Origin of the sequence: Hyphomonas sp. FCG-A18 (genome assembly GCF_045287255.1) — a bacterium.
In the GTDB taxonomy this organism is placed as follows: domain Bacteria; phylum Pseudomonadota; class Alphaproteobacteria; order Caulobacterales; family Hyphomonadaceae; genus Henriciella.
In genome coordinates this window covers 1,368,212-1,391,222 of sequence record NZ_CP137142.1, presented here as the reverse complement: position 1 = coordinate 1,391,222, position 23,011 = coordinate 1,368,212, and the positions used below count along the sequence as shown (strand labels likewise).

19 protein-coding genes and 1 tRNA gene are annotated in these 23,011 nt (G+C 55.7%); 11 read left to right on the top strand and 9 right to left on the bottom strand.

Features of this window, described 5'->3' with window-relative positions:
- Positions 1-42: 42 nt before the first annotated feature.
- Positions 43-693 (top strand): TetR/AcrR family transcriptional regulator, encoded by a 651-nt coding sequence (locus tag RYZ27_RS06890; RefSeq protein WP_406681655.1) that lies wholly within the window; start codon positions 43-45, stop codon positions 691-693.
- Positions 694-720: 27 nt separating this feature from the next.
- Here the strand turns inward: RYZ27_RS06890 and RYZ27_RS06885 are convergent, their stop codons facing one another.
- From RYZ27_RS06885 to RYZ27_RS06875, 3 genes are all read right to left on the bottom strand, one after another.
- Positions 721-1,962 carry a pyridoxal phosphate-dependent decarboxylase family protein gene (locus tag RYZ27_RS06885; protein ID WP_406681654.1) on the bottom strand — a complete coding sequence of 414 codons (1,242 nt, stop codon included), beginning with the start codon at positions 1,960-1,962 and terminating at the stop codon, positions 721-723.
- A gap of 432 nt (positions 1,963-2,394) precedes the next feature.
- Positions 2,395-4,581, bottom strand: coding sequence for a M3 family metallopeptidase (locus tag RYZ27_RS06880; protein ID WP_406681653.1), 2,187 nt, complete (start codon positions 4,579-4,581; stop codon positions 2,395-2,397).
- A gap of 183 nt (positions 4,582-4,764) precedes the next feature.
- Entirely contained in the window at positions 4,765-5,643 is an 879-nt protein-coding gene (locus tag RYZ27_RS06875) for a LysR family transcriptional regulator (RefSeq protein WP_406681652.1), read from the bottom strand.
- A 101-nt stretch (positions 5,644-5,744) separates the two neighbouring features.
- Here RYZ27_RS06875 and RYZ27_RS06870 point away from each other — a divergent pair, with 101 nt between their 5' ends.
- Positions 5,745-6,524, top strand: a complete 780-nt coding sequence (locus tag RYZ27_RS06870) for a DUF1330 domain-containing protein (RefSeq protein ID WP_406681651.1) — start codon at positions 5,745-5,747, stop codon at positions 6,522-6,524.
- 377 nt (positions 6,525-6,901) lie between these two features.
- On the opposite strand, the gene RYZ27_RS06865 is transcribed toward RYZ27_RS06870, so the two are convergent.
- A complete protein-coding gene (locus RYZ27_RS06865; RefSeq protein WP_406681650.1) occupies positions 6,902-7,924 on the bottom strand; it encodes an IS110 family transposase in 1,023 nt (340 codons plus the stop codon).
- A 275-nt stretch (positions 7,925-8,199) separates the two neighbouring features.
- Positions 8,200-8,289: transfer RNA gene (locus RYZ27_RS06860), tRNA-Ser, on the bottom strand.
- Between the two features lie 223 nt (positions 8,290-8,512).
- Between RYZ27_RS06860 and RYZ27_RS06855 the strand changes: the two genes are divergently transcribed.
- The 6 genes from RYZ27_RS06855 (at position 8,513) to RYZ27_RS06830 (ending at position 14,154) form a co-directional block, all read left to right on the top strand.
- Entirely contained in the window at positions 8,513-9,772 is a 1,260-nt protein-coding gene (locus RYZ27_RS06855) for a septal ring lytic transglycosylase RlpA family protein (protein WP_406681649.1), read from the top strand.
- Between the two features lie 88 nt (positions 9,773-9,860).
- Positions 9,861-11,009: a D-alanyl-D-alanine carboxypeptidase family protein gene (locus tag RYZ27_RS06850; protein ID WP_406681648.1), complete on the top strand. Its 1,149-nt coding sequence runs from the start codon at positions 9,861-9,863 to the stop codon at positions 11,007-11,009.
- Positions 11,010-11,642, top strand: coding sequence for a dTMP kinase (gene tmk / locus RYZ27_RS06845; RefSeq protein ID WP_406681647.1), 633 nt, complete (start codon positions 11,010-11,012; stop codon positions 11,640-11,642).
- Positions 11,639-12,565: a DNA polymerase III subunit delta' gene (locus RYZ27_RS06840; RefSeq protein WP_406681646.1), complete on the top strand. Its 927-nt coding sequence runs from the start codon at positions 11,639-11,641 to the stop codon at positions 12,563-12,565. The genes tmk and RYZ27_RS06840 overlap by 4 nt, the downstream gene beginning before the upstream one ends.
- 6 nt (positions 12,566-12,571) lie before the next feature.
- A complete protein-coding gene (locus RYZ27_RS06835) occupies positions 12,572-13,345 on the top strand; it encodes a TatD family hydrolase (protein ID WP_406681645.1) in 774 nt (257 codons plus the stop codon).
- Entirely contained in the window at positions 13,345-14,154 is an 810-nt protein-coding gene (locus tag RYZ27_RS06830) for an MBL fold metallo-hydrolase (RefSeq protein ID WP_406681644.1), read from the top strand. The genes RYZ27_RS06835 and RYZ27_RS06830 overlap by 1 nt, the downstream gene beginning before the upstream one ends.
- Here RYZ27_RS06830 and glpK read toward each other — a convergent pair.
- On the bottom strand, positions 14,146-15,645 hold the full coding sequence (gene glpK / locus RYZ27_RS06825; RefSeq protein ID WP_406681643.1) for a glycerol kinase GlpK: 1,500 nt from the start codon (positions 15,643-15,645) through the stop codon (positions 14,146-14,148). The two genes, RYZ27_RS06830 and glpK, sit on opposite strands and share 9 nt — an antisense overlap.
- A 189-nt stretch (positions 15,646-15,834) precedes the next feature.
- Here glpK and RYZ27_RS06820 point away from each other — a divergent pair, with 189 nt between their 5' ends.
- A complete protein-coding gene (locus tag RYZ27_RS06820; protein WP_406681641.1) occupies positions 15,835-18,180 on the top strand; it encodes a putative bifunctional diguanylate cyclase/phosphodiesterase in 2,346 nt (781 codons plus the stop codon).
- Here RYZ27_RS06820 and RYZ27_RS06815 read toward each other — a convergent pair.
- Entirely contained in the window at positions 18,177-19,754 is a 1,578-nt protein-coding gene (locus RYZ27_RS06815; protein WP_406681639.1) for an AMP-binding protein, read from the bottom strand. The genes RYZ27_RS06820 and RYZ27_RS06815 overlap by 4 nt on opposite strands.
- Before the next feature lie 155 nt (positions 19,755-19,909).
- Here RYZ27_RS06815 and lipA point away from each other — a divergent pair, with 155 nt between their 5' ends.
- Together lipA and RYZ27_RS06805 are read left to right on the top strand one after the other, a co-directional pair.
- Positions 19,910-20,869, top strand: a complete 960-nt coding sequence (lipA, locus tag RYZ27_RS06810) for a lipoyl synthase (RefSeq protein WP_406681637.1) — start codon at positions 19,910-19,912, stop codon at positions 20,867-20,869.
- Positions 20,802-21,314 (top strand): type II toxin-antitoxin system RatA family toxin, encoded by a 513-nt coding sequence (locus RYZ27_RS06805; protein ID WP_406681636.1) that lies wholly within the window; start codon positions 20,802-20,804, stop codon positions 21,312-21,314. The genes lipA and RYZ27_RS06805 overlap by 68 nt, the downstream gene beginning before the upstream one ends.
- Here the strand turns inward: RYZ27_RS06805 and RYZ27_RS06800 are convergent.
- Together RYZ27_RS06800 and RYZ27_RS06795 are read right to left on the bottom strand one after the other, a co-directional pair.
- The gene (locus RYZ27_RS06800; RefSeq protein WP_406681634.1) at positions 21,311-21,799 is read right to left on the bottom strand and encodes a CinA family protein; all 489 of its coding nucleotides are present in this window, start codon (positions 21,797-21,799) and stop codon (positions 21,311-21,313) included. The genes RYZ27_RS06805 and RYZ27_RS06800 overlap by 4 nt on opposite strands.
- A 9-nt stretch (positions 21,800-21,808) precedes the next feature.
- A complete protein-coding gene (locus tag RYZ27_RS06795; RefSeq protein WP_406681632.1) occupies positions 21,809-22,960 on the bottom strand; it encodes a bifunctional 2-C-methyl-D-erythritol 4-phosphate cytidylyltransferase/2-C-methyl-D-erythritol 2,4-cyclodiphosphate synthase in 1,152 nt (383 codons plus the stop codon).
- Positions 22,961-23,011 lie beyond the last annotated feature (51 nt).

Here is a 23,011-nt window from a genome sequence, read left to right as displayed (position 1 = left end):
GTCAACTGGCTCTTTTAGAAAGCGGGTGCAAGAAGGGTGACCATGACCACACGAACCAGTACGCCGGATAAGATCCTTGAGGCCAGTCGGCGCCTCTTCAACAGCAAAGGCTATGCAGCCACATCGCTCAGCGAAATCGCTGCGGCTATTGGCATTTCGCAAGGCAATCTCACATACCACTTCCCGGCCAAAAGCGACTTGGCTGCGCGCATTGATGCTGAAGCCCGACAGCGCTTGCGCGAGCGCCGAACGACACGGCAGCCGGGCAGGGTCGCGGATGACTATGTTGCGCATTTACTGTTTGCGATGGACCTCACCTGGAGCAATCGTTTCCTTCAGCGTGACCGCATGCATTTCATAGATAAAGTTCCGAGCCCTGATGTGGACCTGAAGGCTGACTTTGAAGAGCTGTATGGCTTGATGGAACGCATGAGTGGCGAAGGCATGTTCCGCGCTGATGCCGTTGCGGATTTGCAAACGCTTACGCGGTCAATCTGGGTCATGAGTCGGTACTGGATGGATTATCTGCGCGACTTTGAAGGCCTGACAGAGATTAGCTGGGCCGATCAGGAGCGCGGTATCGAACACCACTTTGCCTTGCTGCTGCCATGTCTGACAGCTCCCGCGCAGCAGGAATTGCGAGTTGCTTTAGTGCGCATTCGAAAGCGATCCGAACAAGGGCAGACGGGCTAGATACTATCCAGGTGCCACTTGGTGTTGTTAGCTGTAGCGCACGTCGGCTTTCTGTGCAGAGCCAGCAGCCTGGACAACCGCGTTGAGGCTCGCAGATAAATCCTCAAGATAGTCATCCACATAATTCGCGTGCTCGGGTGAAAGCATAAGATGCAAGCTTGGTGGTTCTTTTGTCGCTGAGGTAAACCAGCCGCGCTTATAAAGCTCGCCATAAATCGCAAAGGCATGGTGGTCGGGGTGACGGAAAGCGATCAACCCAAGCATAGGATTGCCCAAAACTTCAAACCCCAGCGCCTTCACGCCTTCTGCTACGCGTTCACGCGTATCGCAAACCTTTCCCTGCAAGCGACGATACCCGTCAATACCGAGATAATTCATAATGGCCCAAGCTGCAGAGATAGCCCCACCAGGGCGAGTGCCCGCCAAGGTCGGGGTCTTCATCGGCGCGCCTGACCAGCACGAGAAATCAAATGGCATGTGTTGATATAACTCTTCTGAGCGAAACAGGACCGTCGAAGCGCCCTTCGCAGCATATCCATACTTATGCAGGTCTGCGCTCATTGAGTGAACGGCTGGCACTTCGAAGTCAAATGGCGGGACTGGCACCCCGTTCATGCGGGCAAATGGCGCAAAATAGCCACCAACACAGGCATCAACATGCAGCCAGACACCCTGCCGCTCAGCCGCTTCCCCAAGCTGTTCAATCGGATCAATAATGCCATGCGGGAAATTGGGGGCTGACCCAACCATCATGATCGTCTCAGCGTCGCACGCGGCTTCCATAGCGTCCGCGTCAGCTTCAAAGGTTCCATCTGTGCGCACTGGGATACGACGCACGTCGATGTCCATGAGATGACAGGCTTTATCAAAGGCAAGATGGGCTGAGTAAGGTAAGACAACATTGGCGGATTGCATCGCGCGACCGTTAGCCCGAGCATAGTCGCGAGCGGTCTTGATCGCCATCGTGATGGAGTCAGTACCTCCGGATGTCATCGCCCCGGTTGAGCCCTCAGGGCCATGTAACAAACCAAGCCCCATGGAAATGACGTCCTGCTCCATCTGGTTAAGCGATGGAAACGCCAGCGGCCCCAGCCCGTTCTCTGACATATAGGCGGCGTAGGCCTCCTTCTGGATTTGGGCGATCTCCTCACCGGCATTGAAAACATAGACAGCGGTTTTGCCATCCCGCCACTTGGCATCCCTGCCGCCGCGGCCCACCAAGTCACGCTGGACATCATCCCAAGCTCGGCCATGTTCCGACATTCGCATATCAATATCTCCCATATCTGCGGGAAGGTTAAGCCAGATAAGCACTTCTTGTGAACCACCTGGCTATGATGATCGCTAAGCTGTTACACAGACCGGATAAATATGCGGGCACCTTGATAGGCTTGGCGTTGGCCCTTTTGCTTTGCGGCGTACAGTATGAAGTTGGGCTGGTTCTGGGTGAGGCGCCTGATTTGATCACAGTGGAGTGTTGTATTCGCCTGGCGATGATAAAGGCGCAGGACCCCTTGAGGGGAAGTCAAAGAGGTCGGACGAGTCGCTCGCTTGGCGACAGACATTAGCCACCCGTCGATCTATATCGTTAAGAGCACGGGTGTGATCAGGCTATTCTGTAGCCTCGAGGTCACTCGTTAATAGCGCTGCGGCAAGGACCTCACTAACCGCAGCGCTTCCCTAAAGGACTTGTGAGTTAATTCACGACTCCTTATCGTCCACGACCAGCCCGCGATTACGCAAGAGTGGCCCTGTGCTCGGCTCGCGACCGCGAAAGCCGATATACGCATCCATGGCAGGGCGGCTATTCCCGGCAGAGAAGACATTCTCATACAGTTTACGGGCGAGGGCTTCATCGAATGGATCGCCAGCTTCTTCAAACGCGGCATAGCCATCATTATCGAGCACGCCAGCCCACATGTATGTGTAGTATCCACCCGCATAGAGCTCGCCTGCGAACGAATGCAGGAAGTGCGGTGAACGGTGACGCATCTCAATCTCGTAAGGCATGCCGACCTGAGCCAGAACACCGTCCTCAAACGAGTTTACGTCGAGATTGGCAATGATATTCGGATCACTCAGGCGGTGGAAAGCCAGATCCACAAAGCCTGAGGCGATAAACTCGACATTATCAAAGCCAGATTTGGCATTGCGGGCCGCCCGGACACTATAAAGCAGGTCTGCAGGCATTGGCTCGCCTGTCTCATAGTGCAGGGCAAACTCTTCAATCACCGCAGGTTCACGCATCCAGTGCTCATAGATTTGGGCTGGAAACTCGACAAAGTCGAAGTCTACAGATGTCCCTGAGATGGACGGGTGAGTCACATCCGAGAGCAATCCATGCAGGGCATGCCCAAACTCATGGAAGACGACTTCAGCCTCACGAAGGGAGATCAGTGCCGGCTCACCGGGCGCTGGCTTGTTATAGTTACAGGCATTGGTGATCAGCGGCGTCACCGAGCCATCAAGCTTGTGCTGGGTACGAAGTGCACCCATCCAGGCACCAGAGCGTTTGCCGGGTCGCGCAAAATAATCCCCATAGAACAGGCCAAGTGGCTCGCCCTCTGCTGACGTCATTTCCCAGACGCGCACATCGGGATGATAGACAGGGACATCATCACGTTCACTGAAAGACACACCGAACAGGCGCTGAGCAACGGCAAACTGGGCATCGAGCACATTATCGAGGGAAAGGTGTGCCTTCACCGCATCTTCATCGAGCGCATAGTTCGCAACGCGCGCTTTCTCCGCATAATACCACCAATCCCACGGCGCGAGCGTATGGTCAGCGTCCATATCGGCCATGATGTCGCGGATTTCCTGTTCTTCTTGTTGGGCTTTTGCGCGGGCACCTTCCCACACTTCGCTCAGCAACTCGTGAGCCGCTTCAGGTGTTCCCGCCATCGTATTCGCGGTCCGGAAGGCTGCGAAGTTTTCAAAGCCTAGCAGATTGGCACGCTCCAAGCGCAACAGCAGGATTTGGCGAATATTCTCTTCATTATCAAAATCATCGTCATTATCGCCGCGATTGGTCCAGGCATTGAAGGCCTGCTCGCGGAGGTCCCGGCGCGTTGAGAAGGTCATGAACGGCTCAAAAGACGAGCGGGCGAGGGTGATGACATGCTGCCCGTCCATATCGCGGTCAGTCGCCGCCTGAGCAGCAGCGCTCAAAACGGACTCTGGCAGCCCTGCTTTATCCGCATCACTCTCCAGCACGAGCGTGTACGACTCAGCGCTCTTTTGTACATTCTGGCTGAAGGCGGTGTAACGTGAGGCCAACTGCTCGGTAATTTCTGCGAGACGCGCACGGTCCGCACCTTCGAGCTTGGCCCCAGCCCTGACAAAGCCGGTATGTGTGCGTTCTAGGACGCGAGCCTGTTCAGCGTTCAGGCCAAGCGTATCAGATGAGCGGTAAAGGGCATCAATACGGGCGAACAAGGCTTCGTTCAGCGCTATGGCGCTATTGTGCGCGGCCAGCCGCGGCGACATCTCACTCTGAATGGCGCGAATGTCATCATTTGTCGCCGACGAAGCCAGCGTAAAGAAGGTCCGCTGGATGCGCTGCAAATCACCGCCAGCAAGTTCCAGGGCAACAATCGTATTTGCAAAGGAGGCCGGCTCAGAATTGTCTGTAATGGCCTCGATCTCGGCCGTGTGCAGAGCCATTGCGCGTTCAAAGGCAGGAATGAAATGACTGGCTTCAATCTGCTCAAATGGCGGCGCGCTATAAGGAGCGGTCCAATCCTGAAAGAATGGGTTCTCCGCCAGGGCAGGGCTTGTAACTTCACCTGTTTGCGCTTGCGCAAATGCGACCGGTGATGCCAGCACAAGCGCGGCGCAAGTCGATAATAGTTGCGTGCGCATAGTCTTGCCCAAAAGTGTAGTCATTCTGTGTCTCCCTAAGGTTTTGGTGATCGGCAGGCCTGCGATCTTTAACCGTGTCAAATAGGCGGATAGGAAGCGGTTTCAATTGCCTCTCATAGCGTTCTCGCAGCCACTGCACGGCATAACAATGGCGCTCAACACCTAGGAGAAGAAGCTAAGGTGCAAAGGGATACTTTTACTGAGGTATTACTTGCGTTGAGGTTTGTGTCCTCTGACCAGGTCCTCTTTCTCTTTCATCGCACGAACCATGAAGTCCATGACGGCACGCACGCGCGGTGTGTGGCGAAGATCCGGGTGAGTGAGAACCCAGAAATCCTGCTGAGGTATAGGGGCCTCATTCGTTAGACGGATAAGATCAGGTTCAGGGTCAGCCATGAAGCAGGCACCGCGCGCGAGACCCAGTCCCCTTACCAAGGCATGGTGCCGCGCAACGATATCATCGCTCAGCAGCGCAACGGGCGCATTTGGATATGGCGACATCTCGAGCCAGTCCGGGCGCATTCCGGCTGAACTAGGCGCGATCCACCGCAGTTGGTCGGGCGGCGTTGATGCCAAATAGTCTCGATTACCGTAGTAGGTAATATGAGTTGGATACAGTCGGCGACCAACAAGATGTTCTGGTGGGTGTTGCGTTCCCCGGACCACGACGTCCGCCTCAAGCCGATCCAGATCCACAAAGCGGACGCTGGTATTGACCCTGAGTTCAATTTTCGGAAACGCCTCTGCGAGTTTGAACAGATCTTCGAGTAAGAGATATTGCGCAACCGGTTCAGGCAATGACAGGGTTACGACGCCAACCAGATCTTGTTCGACCGCTTGTTCATAGCGGGCACCGGCTTGTGTCAGACTCTCCATCCTGCCTGCTACGTCAATCAATGCATCGCCGAGCGGTGTTGGACGATAACCACCGGGTTGCCTTTCGAAAAGTGCGCCACGTGCATCTTCGATAATAGACAATCGACGCGAAACTGTTGTGTGCGTCATGCCAAGCGCGTGCGCCGCCATGCGCAAGGTGCCTGTACGAGCTAACGCCAGGATTAATCGATAGTCATCCCAATCCTTCATTGGAACATTTTTGCACCAATGATTTGCAAAATCTAGCCACCAAAGAGGCGTTTCATATCTCTATGGTGCAAAAATAGATCAGCACCTATCGAGGAAAAGCTATGCTCCAGTTTGGACACCGCAAGAGTGTTTTTGTCGCCATCTTTGCTTGTATCGTCAGCGCAGCAGCCTGTGTGGCCGCGCCGCCAGCAATCGAAGTAGATGGTGCAGATCAAAAGAAGCCGCAAGGATGGACACTCGATCTAAAGAAGGGGCAAGTCCTTCAGATCGTTGTGCCAGAGGAGCGACCAGAAGGCCGCGATGCCCGACAATCCTATTATCAAAACGCATTCCCGATTGCAGAGAGCCTTGGATACAAGAACGAAGGCCTGCTAAATATTCGAGACAAGGTTCGCAGCGAATACGACCCGAGCGTATTTGCATTTTTCTCGTGGCCCGACATCGCCGCCACTCAGGCTTACCGAAGCGCTCCGCAGTTTCCCGCATTTAAGGACCTGCGCCGTGACGCGTGGCACGAAATGAAGATTTACGACTCCGCACTGACCGAAGACCTGAAGCTGACCTTCGATCCAGGCAAACACTACACGGCTTGGATCGCTTGGCTCGATCCCAAAGATCGCTCAGACTACACAAGTTATTTGGAAGGAATAGAACCAGCCGTAAAGCGCGCTGGCGGGCGGTTCGTCTACGAGATGCACGATCCTTTTGCTCAGACTTTTGACGCTGACGAAGCGGCTCCTGGACAGATCACTTTTATCGAATGGGAAACCGCCGATGGATTTGCCAAGGTCCAACTATCACCGGAGTATCTCGCACACCGACGCGACTTTGACAGTGCAGTGAATGAATTCGAGTTCTATTGGCTCAACATAGGCGCCTAGGGGCGTTTTACAAAGTGTTCAGGTTTTATTTGGCAGATTCACAGTGAGACACTGATGATGTTTTCCAATCTCAACTTGGAGCGTTTCTCTTTTTTGCAAGTGGCTACGTGAAAACGCGATTCTAATGTCTTGTGTGGATGGCTCCTGCGATGCAAGGGCTTTTTGAAGTTTCGGCGAGCGTGGTCAGGTACAGTCTTGTGTCCGGCCTGTTGATGAGGCGGTCTTGCCTCTGGCCTTGATGGTTTCCGCGGACCTGGTCCCATTCTGCTTTGCGGACATTTGATGTCCTCGACATTAGGCGGGTTTGCCTGATCCCCGGTCTGACCCGGATTGCCATCACTTCTCATCGTCCTTGCAAACTTGCTTGTCTTTCTCTCCTAAGCGGTAACAGGGGCGCGATAGGGTTCACTGCGTGTCAGCACAGCCCAGATGATCCGTGCCGCCTTGTTCGCCATTGCGACCGTGGCGAGGCGAACAGGCTTGCGTTCCAACAGAGAGACGAGCCAGGGATCAACCCGATCCGGCCGTGCGCGAGCGGCACGGACACGCGATGTCATGCCAGCAACCAGCAAGGCGCGGAGATACCGATCACCCATTTTGGAGATGCGCCCGAGACGTTCCTTTCCGCCGCTCGATCGATTGAGCGGGGTGAGCCCCAGCCACGCGGCAAACTCACGTCCGGATTTGAATTGATGCGGTGACCCAACGGTCGCAACGATCGCTGACGCAGTAACGGGTCCGATGCCCGGAATAGTCTCCAGCAGTATGACTCGCTTGTCAGCGCGCGACGCCGCGAAGATCTCCGCCTCCAGATCTTTGATCCGTGCATGCAGAAGTAACAGTTGCTGGCACAAAGACAGGATGACCGTTTGCGCGGCAGGCGGCAGTTCTGGACCATTGCCCGCCTGAAGGTCTATCGCAAAATCCCGGATATGGTTCAGCCCTTTGCGAACAACATATCCAAACTCGCCGATCAGGCCGCGGATCATGTTTGAGAGCTGAGTGCGCTGTCCGATCAGCAGCTGACGCGCACGATGTTGGCTGAGTAGAGCCTGCTGCTCCGGAGACTTGATGGCCACGAACCGCATCGTTGGCCGGGTAACCGCCTCGCAGATCGCTTCAGCGTCTGCCGCGTCCGTCTTTCCGCGTTTGACATAGGGCTTCACATAGGCTGGCGGCATCAGCTTCACCTGATGGCCAAGCTTGCTGATCTCGCGTGCCCAATGATGGCTTGTGCCGCACGCCTCCATGCCGATCAGACACGGCTCTAGCTTTGCCAGAAACGGCAAGACCTGGTGACGGCGAAGCGAACGATTGAAGGCAACGCCTCCGTCTGCAGTCACGCCATGAACTTGAAAAATCGTCTTGGCCAGATCGATACCGATTGTGGTAACATACATGTGGATGGCTCCTCTTAACTTGCAGCACTCTGATGGTGACTGCGTATTATGGCGCATTGCGACGCCGGGAGCAGGAGCCATCCACTCCATCTGCTTTTAAGAAGATGCGGCCGCGGACAAGCGTGGCCGGCGAAGAAGTTCTCTGTGCTATCAGTCACTAAAAGGTTTGGCGGAGACTTCTCCGCCACTGAAAAGTGGTAGGATAAGTGGTAGAGAGCTTATTGGCCTCTTTTGAAACCGGTAAGTATCTGTAATAATTGAGTATTTATTTGTGATGGCGGAGGAGGAGGGATTCGAACCCCCGGAACTGTCGCCAGCTCAACGGTTTTCAAGACCGCCGCATTCAACCGCTCTGCCACTCCTCCGCAGCGAGGCTCTCTTTGTTACAGGTTGCAGAGGAATGCAAGCCTTGCCCTGAAATTGCCTGTTTTATGGTTAACCAAGCCCAAACGGTTTGTGCGAAGATGCCGGGCTGTATTCATCATAAATGCAGGTTCACATGGTAAACAGACGCCATGGGAGCGCTGAAAGCCCTCCAAAGTGGACTGGTCTATGATCGGTTCATGGCCTTAGAAAAAGGACGGACAGATGGCAGAATTGCACGGTAGTGTTTCACGGCTCACTCTGATGACAGGGACAGCCCTTATTTTTTCGATTCTTGGCGCACATGCCCAAAATGGTGCCCAGATTGTTTATGCCGAAGCAAATCCGCCCGCTGCTTATAGCGCGCCTGCTACTACCCCGTCTCAACCGGTACAGTACGCCCAGCAGAATACAGCAGCGGCACAGACTGCTGATCCGCGCAAACGGCGAATCGAATTCCGCTATCCTGATCAACCAAATACATATTATGGGGCAGGGGGCGCCCGTCTTGCCGGCGCCGCTGATGCGCCAATCGCTTTTTCGTCTGCCACATCTGCAATCTCTGCCACAGACGCGCGCCAGTACGCTGCTGTAACTCCACCAGCAACGATTACCCGCGACCCGGCGATCACGACCGGTGGGTTTGATGCGCGCGCCGCTGCTAAAGCTGTTGAGGCTCAACAGAGAAATCAGGATACAGCCCCGCTGCGGATTACCGCGCAAGGCCCTGAAGTTGCCACTGCGACAGGCCAGCCGCTAAGCCTCTCCAAAGTCTCAGCCACCAAAGGCGCGACCCTGTCTGAGCAGAAAGGCGTCGCGTCTGTCTATGATGCTATCTTTAATGGTGAACCAACCGCCAATGGCGAGATCTATGACGATACAGCGCTTTCCGGGGCACACCGCACATTACCTTTGCCAAGCCTTGTGCAGGTAGTGAATGAAGCCACCGGGCGTGAGATTGTCATTCGTGTGAATGATCGCGGTCCATTCGAGCCGGGCCGCATTATCGACCTGTCAAAACGGGCGGCGGATATGCTCGGCATTGCTGAAGGCGGTGCTGCTGAAGTGACCCTGCGTTACCTTGGCCCGGCACCGGTCCTGCCGGTTCAGCAGACAGCTGCTTCGAAAACAGTCGTTGCTGAGGACATGAGCCCGCCACGCCTACCAGTAGCGGAGCCAGTGGCTTATCAGGAGCCGAATCTGGGTGTTCCTGATCCAATCGATGTGATGACACCGCCACCAGCTCAGTTTGGTAACGGCAATATCTTTGTTCAGGTTGGCTCGTTTGCCGACATTGGCAATGCAGAAGACCTGAACCGCTCTCTGAGCCGCGGTCTGCCAGTTGAAATTGAGCCTGCACGGGTAAGGGGCTCTGACTATTTCCGTGTTATGGTTGGACCGTTTAACAGCCGTGCCGAAGCCGAACGCCAAAGAGACCAGATGTCGCGTGCGGGGATTGCCGACGGCTTCATCGTCGTGCGCTAGGATTTACCTGCTGTCACATTGACCTTTGTCGCAAAGCGGCCCTTTTTCCAGACTAGGAAGAGGGCCGTTATTGTTTCTGGAGGTCTCTATGCGTTTCCTGCGTTTTCTTGGTCTTTGTCTGGCCTTTGGTGGTCTCGTGCCAGTGGCAACGACGCAAATTCTGGATACGCCGGCTGAGTATGCCGTGATCATGGATTTTGAAACCGGCGAGATCCTTTATTCAAAGAATGGCGAGGAGCCGATGATCCCGGCTTCGATGACCAAGATGATGACGGCGCACGTCGTGTTTGATCGGCTGGAGCGTGGTGAGATTACGCTGGATGACACATTCACGGTCAGTGAGAATGCTTGGCGCAAGGGCGGCTGGGCGACAGGTGGTTCAACCATGGGCCTGAAGATTGGCGAGCAGGTCAGCGTGGAAGACCTCCTGCGCGGCGTGATCGTCCTGTCTGGTAATGACGCCTGTATTGTTCTTGCGGAAGGTCTGTCAGGCTCTGAGGAAGCCTTCGCCCGCGAAATGACCGCGTTGGCTCAGTCGATGGGTCTGACTTCGGCAAGTTTCAAGAATGCCAGCGGTCTCGACGCCGAAGGCCATCGTATTTCAGCCGCCGACCTCGCACGTCTGGCCCAGCGTGAAATCTCGAAATACCCCGCCTACTATAGCTATTATGCTGAGCCTGAGATGACCTGGAATGGCATCACTCAGCAGAACCGCAATCCACTGCTTGGTCGCATGCAGGGCGCGGACGGGCTTAAAACCGGACATCTCAGCGTGTCGGGCTTTGGTCTGACCGCGTCTGCGGTCCGGGATGGGGAGCGGCGCATTCTTGTGATCAACGGTCTGGAGTCGCGGGCTGATCGGGCGCGAGAGGCTGAGCGCCTTATGCGGCTTGCCTTTACCGCGTTTGAGAGTCGGGCCGTCACTAACCCTGACAAACGTCTTGCCGATCTCGATGTGTGGATGGGCGCGCAACGCACTGTTGGCGTGCGTATGGCGGAACCCTTGAGTGTCATAGCTCATAAGCGGGCCTTTGCCCAAGGGCAGTCAGAAATCATCTATCAGGGCCCGCTTGAAGCACCGATTACCGCTGGCGACGAAGTTGCGACCTTGCGCGTGACCCTTGATGGGCGTGAGCCGATTGAAGTGCCGCTCCTTGCCATGGAAAGTGTTAAGCGGCTTGATTTCATGGGCCGCGCGATTGAGGGCCTCAGTCGAATGATGGAAGGTGGTCAGTAAGTGGACTTACAGGGGCGCTTCATAACCATTGAAGGCGGGGAGGGCACAGGCAAGTCGACCCTTATCGCGGGGCTGACGCAGGCCTTCCGGGAACGCGGGATCGCCGTTCTGACCACGCGCGAGCCGGGTGGTACACCACTGGCGGAACAGGTGCGGGAACTGGCGCTCTCCAAGCACGAAAACGAAGGCTGGAGTCCGCTGGCCCATGCTTTGCTCATGAATGCCGCGCGTCAGGACCATCTTGATCGTCAAATCCGCCCAGCCTTGCGGGCCGGGCGCTGGGTGATCAGTGATCGGTTCGCCGATTCGACGCGCGTTTATCAGGGCATTGATGGTGTTAGCGAGCGTTTTCTGAAAGCGCTGGAAGCGCAGATTGTTGGTGAAACCAGACCTGATATTACCCTCATCCTTGATGGTGACCCCGAAAGGCTACAGGAGCGCCGATCCCTACGCGGGGTAAGTGATGTGTTTGAAGCCCGTGATCTTGGTTTCCATAACGCGGTTCGTGATGGCTTCCTCGCTATCGCCGAGGCAGAGCCTGAGCGCTGCGCCGTGATTGATGCACTCGTCTCGCCTGAAGCTGTTGTGGCGTCCGGCCTGCAGGCGATTGATACGCGTATAGGTCTGCCATGAGTGCTGCGCTGCCCCTGATCGGCCATGAGGTCCAGGAAGACCGCTTCCTTGCTGCGCGCGACTCTGGGCGTTTGCATCATGGTTGGCTGATTGGCGGGCCGTCCGGGATTGGCAAAGCCCGTTTCGTTCAAAGACTCGCCGCGATGATGCTTGGGGCTGAGAGTCCCTCCGCCTCAGACACAGATCCTGTGATGCAGAAAGTCCTGTCAGGCAGCCATCCAGACCTGAAATGGGTTAAGCGCGAGCTGAATGATCGGGGCAAACTGAAGCAGGATATTTCCGTTGATCAGCTCCGTGAGTTGAACGCTTTCTTCGCGCTCCGTCCGGCACTATCAGGCTGGCGCGTCGGGGTCATTGACGCGATTGATGAGGCAAACCGATCCGGCACCAATGCGATCCTCAAAACCCTTGAGGAACCGCCAGAGAATGCCATCCTCTTCCTGATCTATCATGGCCGCGAACCGCTCTTGCCAACCATTCGCTCGCGCTGCCAGACGCTCAATCTATCCCGTCTGAGCAAGCAGCAAGTCAAAGACGTTTATGGTCTCATCGGGCAGGGCGATGATCTCGCCCAACAACTCGCCCATGGCCGCCCTGGCTATGGGCTAGAGCTTGCCTCAACCGGGGGCGGGGCCGCCGCGAGCGCTGCCCGCGCTTTGGTCCAGACTTTCCCAAAACCCAACCCGACGCTGGTCGCTGGGGCGCTCGAAACCGCGGGGCGTGATGCCAGTTCTCTGGCTGCCTTTGCGGACACGGTCATGGACTGGATGGCGGAACGGGCAATTGACACACCCAAACTTGGCGCTACGTGGCTGTCCTTACAGAAGGCGAGAGCCAATGCGACTGAGCTAAACCTTACAGAGGCACAGCAGGCCGCCAAACTCTTCGCCATTGCGAATGATGGGCTCAAGGCCCTGGTTTGAGGCCCTATGTTCGATACCCATGTCAATTTGCACGCCGAGGCTTTTGAGTCTGATCTCGAAGAGGTGCTGACCCGCGCACGGGAAGCTGGCGTCACACGCATGCTGGCCATCTGCGAGCGGCTCGACAGTTTCCCAAAAGTGCTCAGCATTGCGCAAGCAAACGATGACATCTGGTGCAGCGTCGGCACGCATCCCCACCATGCCAAGGACTTCACAGAAACAACGCCTGAAGACCTGATCGAACGCGCCACCAACCCAAAAGTCGTCGCCATCGGGGAAACCGGCCTCGACCTGCACTACGGATACAGCGCTCTGGAACAGCAGACAGCGAGCTTCCGCACCCATATCACTGCCGCGCGCGAAACGGGTCTTCCTGTCATCGTACATACCCGTGAGGCGGACGATCTGACTGGCGACATACTGGAAGAGGAATATGCCAAAGGCGCGTTCCCAATTCTCCTGCATTGCTACACAGGCGGCGCACGTCTGGCCCAGCGGGGTCTCGCCCTCGGGGCCTTTGTCTCTGTCTCCGGCATCCTGTCCTTCAAGAACGCGCATGACGTGCGGGCGGTGATCAAGGATGTACCACTCGACCGGGTCATTCTCGAAACCGATTGCCCGTACCTCTCACCCATGCCGCTGCGAGGGCGCCGCAATGAGCCGTCTCACTTGCCTTACGTCGCCGATGCTTTGGCCGCACTACATGAGACAGAGCGCGATAACATTGCCAAGCGCACGGAAGAGAATGCCCTTCGCCTGTTTGCGCGGGTGAGCGCCTAATGCGGACGCTACGCTTCACCCTGCTTGGGACCGGCTCATCCGGTGGCGTCCCGCGTGTTGGCAATGACTGGGGCGCTTGTGACCCTAATGAGCCGAAGAACCGCCGTCGGCGATGCTCTGCCCTTGTGGAAGTTTTTGCGCAGGAAGCCCCTGAAGCGGTAACGCGCGTCCTGATCGACACCTCACCAGACCTGCGTGAGCAATTGCTGGATGCTTATGTGGATCACCTCGATGCGCTTGTCTTCACCCATGACCATGCTGACCAGACCCATGGTGTTGATGACATCCGGCCTCTCGTCATCCGCACCCGCAAAGCCTTACCGACATACCTCGATGAAGCCACGGCCAGCACCCTGATCCCGAAATTCCGATATGCGTTTGAAGGAGCAGGGGGCTATCCCGCCATTCTGGATGTTCAACCCCGAATTGCCGCATATGAGCCTTTCTCCCTATCTGGTCCGGGCGGAGAGATGGACTGGCTTCCTCTTGATCAGGAGCATGGCCGCATCCGTTCGCTCGGCTTCCGGATCGGTGATCTGGCTTATTGCAATGATCTCAATGACTTGCCGGACACCAGCAAGGTGATCTTGCAGGGTCTGGACGTATTGGTGATTGATGCTTTGCGGTATACCCCGCATCCCTCACACGCCCATCTCGATAGAGTGCTGGAATGGGTCGAGGAGCTTCGCCCAAAACGAACCGTCCTGACCAACCTTCATGTCGATCTCGACTATCAGACCCTATGCAAGGACCTGCCAGCAGGTGTTGAGCCGGGCTATGATGGCCTGGTGATTGAAACGCTAATCTAGGTGGCTGGCATAGAGGCGTGTGGCCTCAACCGCTGCAGACCAGCCTTTCAGCCCCTCTGTCCGCCATGCGCCATCGGCAATCGGCTCAAAGCCAGTCATCATTCCGCCAAGCCCGGCCAGTGCATCTGTATCCGGCCATAGCCCAACGCTGAGCCCCGCAAGGAAGGCCGCGCCTAAAGCTGTCGTTTCAAGATTAGCCGGGCGTTCCAACCGCGTTTGCGTAACATTGGAGATGGTCTGCATCAGCCAGCTATTGGCCGCCATGCCGCCATCGACGCGGATCAGGGCTGGTGCACCGCCATCTGCCGCGAAAGCCTGCATCAAATCCTGCGTTTGGTAGGCGACGGCCTCCAATGCCGCTCTAACCAACTCAGCCTGTCCGGTATTTCGGGTCATACCAAAAATGGCTGCGCGCGCTTCACTATCCCAATATGGCGCGCCAAGGCCTGCAAAGGCCGGGACCAGATAAACCCCGCCCGTGTTGGCAACCGATTGGGCCACTGTTTCAGTTTTAGCGGCACTGGCGACAAGCCCCATCTCATCACGCAGCCATTGGCTGATCGCGCCGGCCATGAAGATTGACCCCTCAAGCGCATATTGCGGATCGGCGCCAATCCGGCAGGCCCGTGTCGTCAGCAATTTGTGGGCTGAACGCTTGGCGACGCTGCCCGTGTTCATCAGGGCAAAACAACCTGTGCCATAGGTCGATTTCAACATACCGGGCTTCAGGCATAGCTGCCCAAAAGCGGCGGATTGCTGATCGCCAGCTAGTCCTGTGATCGGCAATTGGACGCCGGTAATGTCGCGATTGGTTTCACCGACCTGTCCAGCACTTGGCACGACGTCCGGCAGGATCGCGCGCGGCACATTGAAGAGCTGCAACAACGCCTCATCCCATGTTCCGCTATGAATATTGTAAAGCGACGTGCGCGCCGCATTGGTCTCATCACTGACATGCACGGCGCCATTGGTCAGCTTCCAGACCAGCCAGCTCTCAACCGTGCCAAAAGCCAGCTCCCCACGCTCAGCTTTGGCGCGTGCATCGTCAACATGATCGAGGATCCAGCTAATCTTCGTGGCGGAGAAATAGGGGTCGAGCAACAATCCTGTTTTGTCGGTCACCATGCTCTCATGACCATCGCGCGATAGGCTATTGCAAGTCGAAGCTGTCCGTCGGTCCTGCCAGACGATGGCCTTATGGATCGGCTGACCCGTCTCACGATCCCAAATGATCGTGGTTTCGCGCTGATTAGTGATGCCCAGTGCAATTGGACTGTATGTATTTCGCAGTTTTTCAACCACTTGCTGCAAACAGGTCAGGCTATCGCGCCAAATGTCCTGAGCGTCATGTTCAACCCAGCCCGGCTCAGGATAGTGTTGGGGCAACTCCTTCTGCGCTGTTGCCACTATTGCGCCTGCGGCATTGATCGCCAGACAGCGTGTTGAGGTCGTGCCCTGGTCTAAGGTCAGGATGACAACGTTCGAACTCATAAAATATCTCCTATATCCAAAGGCATAGTCAGATATCGATGAAATTTCAAAGACCTCGCTTCATCCATATTCACCTCTTTTTACTATACCCAAAATGAGAGCACTTATGAGGGCATGCAAATGGGGCTTCAATGGCTAGAGGGACTGTCGAGGACAGCAGGCCTGCAGCATCTGGTGAGCGACATAGCCATGAGCGACGACCAGGCTGAACGTCTGCGCCTGGCTCAGCTTAAGAGTGTCAGCGAACTAACCACAGTGACCATGCTGGCCGGTTTTCTGAACAGCAGCGTGATGTTGTTGATGTTTGGTCGCGGGCCGCTTGGCAATTTATTCTCCCTCTGGGCGATCGCCCTGTACTGCGTCATGGGTTACATCATGATCACTCATGTGCGCCATCAGGGACAGGCGCAAACGCTATCGAGCGAGGCGCGCATGCGTCGGTTTACGCGCGGGTCGACGCTGATTGGCGTATTTTGGGCGATAGTGCCGCTCATGTCTTTTCCAGTTGGAGATGACATGGCGTTTGCGCTCGCCGGCATCATTCTGACAGCGACAATGTTTGGGGGCGTTCTCTTAATCGGACGCATGCCAGACGCGGCCATGGGCTTTGTTCTACCGATCATTGTGGGCATGCTTGCCGCGCTGCAAATTCAGCAAGATCCTCACAATGACCTCCTCTCCATCATTACCATCGTATACGGGGCGATGCTGTATTTTGGTAGCCGCCTCGCATACACTCAATTTGCAGATCAGCATCTCAGTCAGGATGCCCTGGAACACCAGACCGAGGTGATTGGTCTTCTGCTGCGAGACTTTGAAGAGAATGCGTCAGATATGCTCTGGCAAACGGATGCTGAGGGGGTGATCACTGAGCTCCCGCAAATGGTGGCGAGTCATCACACAGGATCTATCTGGAATGCCTTGGTCGGCGAAAACTTCCTGCAGCAGTTCCAAAGCAGCGACACTCTTGAAGCTCTCATGGCCGCGATTGGCGATCGTCATCCGTTTAAGGATATCGCCGTGAAAACCGAACGCGAAGGCGTCACGTGTTGGTGGTCTGTTACAGGTCGACCGCTTTTTCAGAATGGCCGCTTTGAAGGGTATCGCGGGGTCATTTCCGATATTACGCAAGCCCGGAAGATCGAAGCACAGATTGATTTCATGGCGCACCATGATGAGCTGACAGGCCTCGCCAATCGGAACAGTTTTACACGTGCGCTCCGAGCATTGGAAAGCACGCGCAGTTCAAAGGATGGCGAGTGGTTTATTGTCTGGTTTGGCCTCGATCGCTTCAAATGGGTCAATGATACGGTTGGTCATGAGGCTGGCGATGAGATGTTACGCGCGGTCGCAGACCGATTGCGGACTTTGGTGAGCGAAAACGGTTTTGTCTCACGCATTTCAGGTGATGAATTCGCTTTGGTCGATCATGCATCTGATTATGCCGCCATCAGGGGCAGGGTTGATCACTATATGGCTGCCTTAGAGAAGCCATACAGTATCTGGGACAGTCTGTTGACATGTCGGGCCTCGGCTGGGGTTAAGATCCTGCCGCATGGCATCTATGATACGGCAAAAGTTCTCAAACAGGCTGACACAGCTCTTCACGCGGCCAAGCTGCGGGAACGCGGTTCGTGGTGCATGTTCGACCATACAATGGAAGAGCGCATGCGCGGCGAGCGACAGCTTGAGGCGGAGCTGCAAAATGCCATTGATAACAATGAGTTGGAGCTTTTCTTTCAACCTATTGTTGATGCTGAAACCCGCGCCGTTGTTGCTTGCGAAAGCTTGCTGCGCTGGAACCACCCCCAAAGAGGCATTCTCGGTCCAGAAGGGTTTATAGAGTTTGCCGAAGATAATGGCCTGATAACCCGTATAGGCTCCTGGACCTTACGCAAGGCGATTGAGAGTGCTGCGCGCTTGCCAGACGATATCCGGGTTGCGATAAATGTATCGCCGGTTCAAATCCATTCTGAGGACCTTTTACCAACTTTGGTAAATGCGCTGGCAACATCGGGGGTAGACCCATCACGGATCGAGCTAGAGATCACTGAATCCGTCATGATCAACGACGCCAAGTTCACGATGCAGCGCCTTGGGCAAATTCAGAATCTGGGCGTTCGCATCGCGCTTGACGATTTCGGTACGGGATTCTCCTCCTTGAGTTATCTGCGTCAATTCCCATTCGATAAACTCAAGATCGACAAGTGCTTCACCGAGGAGTTGGAAACCGACGAAGATAGCCGCGCGATTACCCGTGCCACCTTGTCTCTGGCAAAAGCGCTCAAGATGCGTTGTACCGGCGAGGGGGTAGAAACGCCGGGACAGGCAGACTTCCTACGTGATAATGGCTGTGCGGAACTACAGGGTTTCATGTTCAGTCGACCGCAACCGATTGAGAAGCTCGGCCATTTGATGACAATCTCTCCACCTGTTGCAATGGCAACGGATACAGACAAGGTCGTGGCTCTGTCAGAGCGTCCTGCCAAAACAAAACGCTCAATCAAGAAATTCAATGAGCGTGAAACGGGTTAGCTCTCGGTCAGGCTTTTGACCATTTGATTGACGCCGCCATAGTCAATCTTTCCTGTCCCGAGTACGGGCACTTCACTGACATGGAAGACCTTTCGCGGCACAGAGAGTTCTGACACGCCGTGGGATTGTGCCCAGGCCAAAATGGCGGCGCGGTTAACCTCTTCAGCCGTAGAAATCAGCACGACTTGCTCACCTTTACGGGGGTCGGGCAGGGTCGCCGCGGCATGCATGTGATCAGGCCAGATCGCACTGGCACAATTCTCTACCACCGCGAGGGACACCATCTCACCACCAATCTTGGCAAACCGCTTCACCCGGCCCTGAATTCGGATACACTCATCCTCATCAATCGCAACAATATCGCCCGTATCATGCCAGCCTTCATTGGTAGGCTCAATGACACCGGGGGCTGACGAACGCATATAGCCCATCATGATGTTCGGCCCGCGAATGCGCAGCTTGCCGCCATCTTCAATGCCTTCAACGGGCACCAGATCATATTCCATATCCGAGAGCAGCCGTCCAACCGTGCCGGGCTTGTTTAGTTCCAGACTATTGGCAGCAACAACAGGCGCAGCCTCGGTCGCACCATAGCCTTCCAGGATTTCGATATTGAACTTCTTGCGCACAAAGGCGCGGGTCTCATCACGTACCCGCTCAGCGCCGCAAACTGCAAGGCGCACACTATCGAGATCGCCATCACCGGCGACACGGGCATATTGCGAAATGAATGTGTCGGTTGCCAGAAGGATCGTCGCCTTATTCTCGGCGATCCGCTTGGCAATCTCGCGCGGCTGCAGCGGACTTGGGTGGAAGACTGCTTTGACGCCCGCAACCAGAGGCAAGATCGCGCCAACCGTCAGACCGAAACAGTGGAAGGTCGGCAGCGGATTGAAGACACTGTCATGCTCTGGCGAGAGGCCAATATGCGAGCGCACCTGTTCGACATTGGCAACAATATTGTGGTGGGACAGGACCACACCTTTCGGCTCGCCTTCGGTTCCCGACGTGAAGAGCACCACGCCCGGCTTCTTATGGCTCTGTTTCTTATGGAATAGACCCGGCATGATTGGGCCAAGGCCACCCGCGACCTTATCCATCAGGCCAAGCTGCTCGCGCACGTCCTCCAGATAGATAAATTCCGCCACATCATCGAGCTCTGCCACCAGTGGCTCAAGATTGCCCAAATCAATGAACTTGTGCGCAGTCACAATCTTGGTGATCTGGGCTGCTTTCATCGCGGCTTTGATATTGGCCGACCCAGCCGTAAAGTTCAGCATCGCTGGCAAACGTCCAGACGCCAGAACTGCACAGAACGCCACGACAGCGCCGGTGCCTGTTGGCAACATAATGCCTACGGTTTCATTCTTCTTAAACCGCTTGCCGAGAGCGGACCCGAGCGCAAACGTCCCACGCAGAATGGTTTTGTAATCAACCTTGGTGCCATCACCATCAACAATCGCGATCTTCGATTTTCCGAACGTCTTGGCGGCATCTATGATCGCGGAAAGAATATCGGTTTTTGCACGCGATGCCTTCCACGGTCGTGGGGCAGGGGGGGTAAAATCTGTCATAAGAAGACTATGCTCCAAGGATTCACTTTCTTGCAACAATCTGTCACACTTGGTGAAGCGGGCAAGGCTTTCCGTAGCGTCTCACAGGCGTCTGCAACACACCTATGCTAAAGGTATGCTTGCAGAAGCGGGCGTTCCGCGCCATTTAGCGGTGTATGGCAACGCTCATTGATATGAAGCCGAAGCATCGGCATCCTGAGAAGCGCAATCGCCCGGACACCCCGGTCATGCGCAAGCCCGACTGGATTCGGGTCAAGGCTCCTGTTTCCAAAGGATATGCAGAGACCCGCGAGATCGTAAAGTCCAAGGGGTTGGTCACGGTCTGCGAAGAGGCTGGCTGCCCGAATATTGGCGAGTGTTGGGATAAGAAACACGCGACCATGATGATCATGGGCGAGACGTGTACCCGTGCATGCTCTTTCTGTAATGTCTCAACGGGCAAGCCCAATCCGCTTGACCTTGATGAGCCGCGCCGGGTTGGGCTGGCCGTCGCCGAAATGGGCCTTGAGCATGTCGTGATCACATCCGTTGACCGGGATGATCTCGACGATGGCGGCGCGATGCACTTCGTGCACACGATTAATGCGATCCGCGAAGCTTCACCCGGGACTACGATTGAGATCCTGACCCCCGACTTCCTGCGAAAGGATGGCTGGGAACAGAAAGTCATTGATGCAAAGCCGGACGTCTTCAACCATAATCTGGAAACCGTGCCGCGGCTCTACCTCTCCATTCGCCCCGGCGCGCGTTATTTCCACTCGCTGCGCCTGCTTGAGAAAGTCAAAGAGCGCGATCCGAGCCAGTTCACCAAGTCTGGCCTGATGGTTGGCTTGGGCGAGAGCAAGGAAGAGGTCATGCAGGTCATGGACGATATGCGCTCAGCCGGCATCGACTTCCTGACCATTGGCCAATACCTCCAGCCAACGCGCAAGCATGCTGCCGTCGATCGCTATGTCAGCCCGGATGAGTTCAAGGCTTATGAGGAAATTGCCCTGTCTAAAGGCTTCCTGATTGTCTCTGCTTCTCCGTTGACGCGATCAAGCTATCATGCGGATTCGGACTTTGAGCGCCTCCGTGCGGCGCGTCAGGAACAGTTGGCTCGTGCCGCGTCTTAGGGAAAAACTGATTGTCAGGCATAAACCCGCGGACTTGTACGAACTTGTCCGTGATATTCAACAATACCCAAACTTTATAAAATGGATTCAAAGCCTTACGGTCTCGAACGAACGCATAGAAGAAGACTTGTACAAATGTACGGGAACGGCTTTTGTGGGCTTTCGTGGCTTCGAGGAACGTTTCTCAACCCACGTCGTTGGCGACCCAGACAAATGTCAGATAGATGTTTCGCTCGATCGCGGCCCGTTTCGGCATCTACGCAATCAATGGCGATTCGAACAGATGTCTGACGGTCAGACAGCCATTCATTTCCTGATCGACTACGAATTCCGAAATCCGGTTCTCCGCATGCTGGCTAAGGCCAATACAAGACTGGCCGTGGATCGGATCATGGCTTCTTTCATGAGTGAGGCGGATCGGCGCTACGGTAAGCCAAGCAGCTAAATCTGCACCCGGATCATGTTCAGGGCGGCTTCTATTGTCGCCAGTCTGATTTCTGATCGGCCAATATCACCCAGAACCAGCATTTCGTGCAGCATGGCCCTATTCTCACGTGCGCAGGCAATATGCACTGTACCCACTGGCTTCATGGGTGTGCCACCGCCTGGTCCTGCAATACCTGTTACAGCAATGGAGAGATTGGCTCGGCTGTTTTCCAGCGCGCCTTCGGCCATTAAACGGGCCACAGCTTCAGACACCGCGCCATAGTCCGCCAATACGTCACCAGCGACACCCAGCATTTCGGCCTTGGCCTGATTAGAGTAGGTGACGAAGCCGCGCTCAAGCAATTTCGAGGAGCCTGCAAACTCAGTGAAAAGCCCCGCAAGCAGCCCACCCGTGCAGCTTTCCGCCGTGGCGATCTTCACACGGCGCTCAATCGCTTCATCCATAACGAGCAGAGCGAGATTTCGGATACGATCTGGAAACATGGCGCGACCCTATGATGAAGCGGGCAGGGGAGACAAGACCGCAACCGCCTGCGCCGCAATGCCTTCGCGTCTTCCGGTAAAACCCAAGCCTTCCGTCGTGGTGGCCTTAACGCTGACAGCATCAATAGGTATTCCAAGCAAGCCGGCGGTCGCTTGCCGCATCGCCTCCCGATGCGGTTTCACCTTGGGGGCTTCACAGATCAGGGTCAGGTCGCAATTGCCAATCCCAAAACCTCTATCCTGCGCAAGGCTCACAGCGTGTTTGAGGAAAACCGAAGACGCCGCGCCTTTCCATTGTGGATCACTGGGCGGAAAATGATCGCCAATATCGCCGAGCGCCAGCGCACCCAGAATCGCATCCGTCAGCGCATGCCAGGCAACATCGGCATCGGAATGCCCAGCAAGGCCCTGATCATGCGGGATTTGCACACCGCACAAGGTAACGTGATCGCCTTCTGCAAATGCATGCACATCAAAGCCTGTTCCAATCTTTGGCAGTGCAACGGTTTGCATCAGCTCTTTCTCCATACGCGCCAGATCACCCGGCCATGTAATTTTGCTCAGGGTTTCGCGGCCTTCAACCAGTTTGACGCTGCCACCAGCCTGCTCAATTGCGGCAAGATCATCGACTAGAGGCCCGGTTAAAGCCTCGAGCGCTTTTCGAACTTCGCCTACTCGAAACGCTTGCGGGGTTTGCACCCGATAAAGCTCATCACGCGCAACAGTTTCAAGTTGAGCGCCAAGTTGGCGTTTCAGCGCATCAATGACGGGCAGAGCAGGAGCCGCCGCGTCTGCCTCCTCCAGAGCGCCTATGAGGGCTGCGATTGTTGACTGATCAAGACCAGGCCGCGCAGCATCATGGATCAGGACTTTATCCTCCGCTGCCCCTTCCAACGCATTCAGGCCATTCAGAACAGAAGCTGTCCTGCTGGCACCGCCTTCCACCACCAAAACACCGTCACGGCCCAGCGTTTCGCGATAGAGATCAGCTTCTCCAACGGGCACAACCAGAACAATCTGCTCAATCGCTGCCGCCGCCAGAAACGCCTCAACACTCCATAGGAAAACAGGCTTTCCACAAAGCATCTGGCGCTGTTTCGGTATGCCACCTCCAGCGCGTTCACCTTTACCCGCAGCGACTATGATTGCGTGAGTCTTCATCAGCTCTGATTAGGCGGTGTGATGCCAAAAAGCCACAACGAATACCTGCTC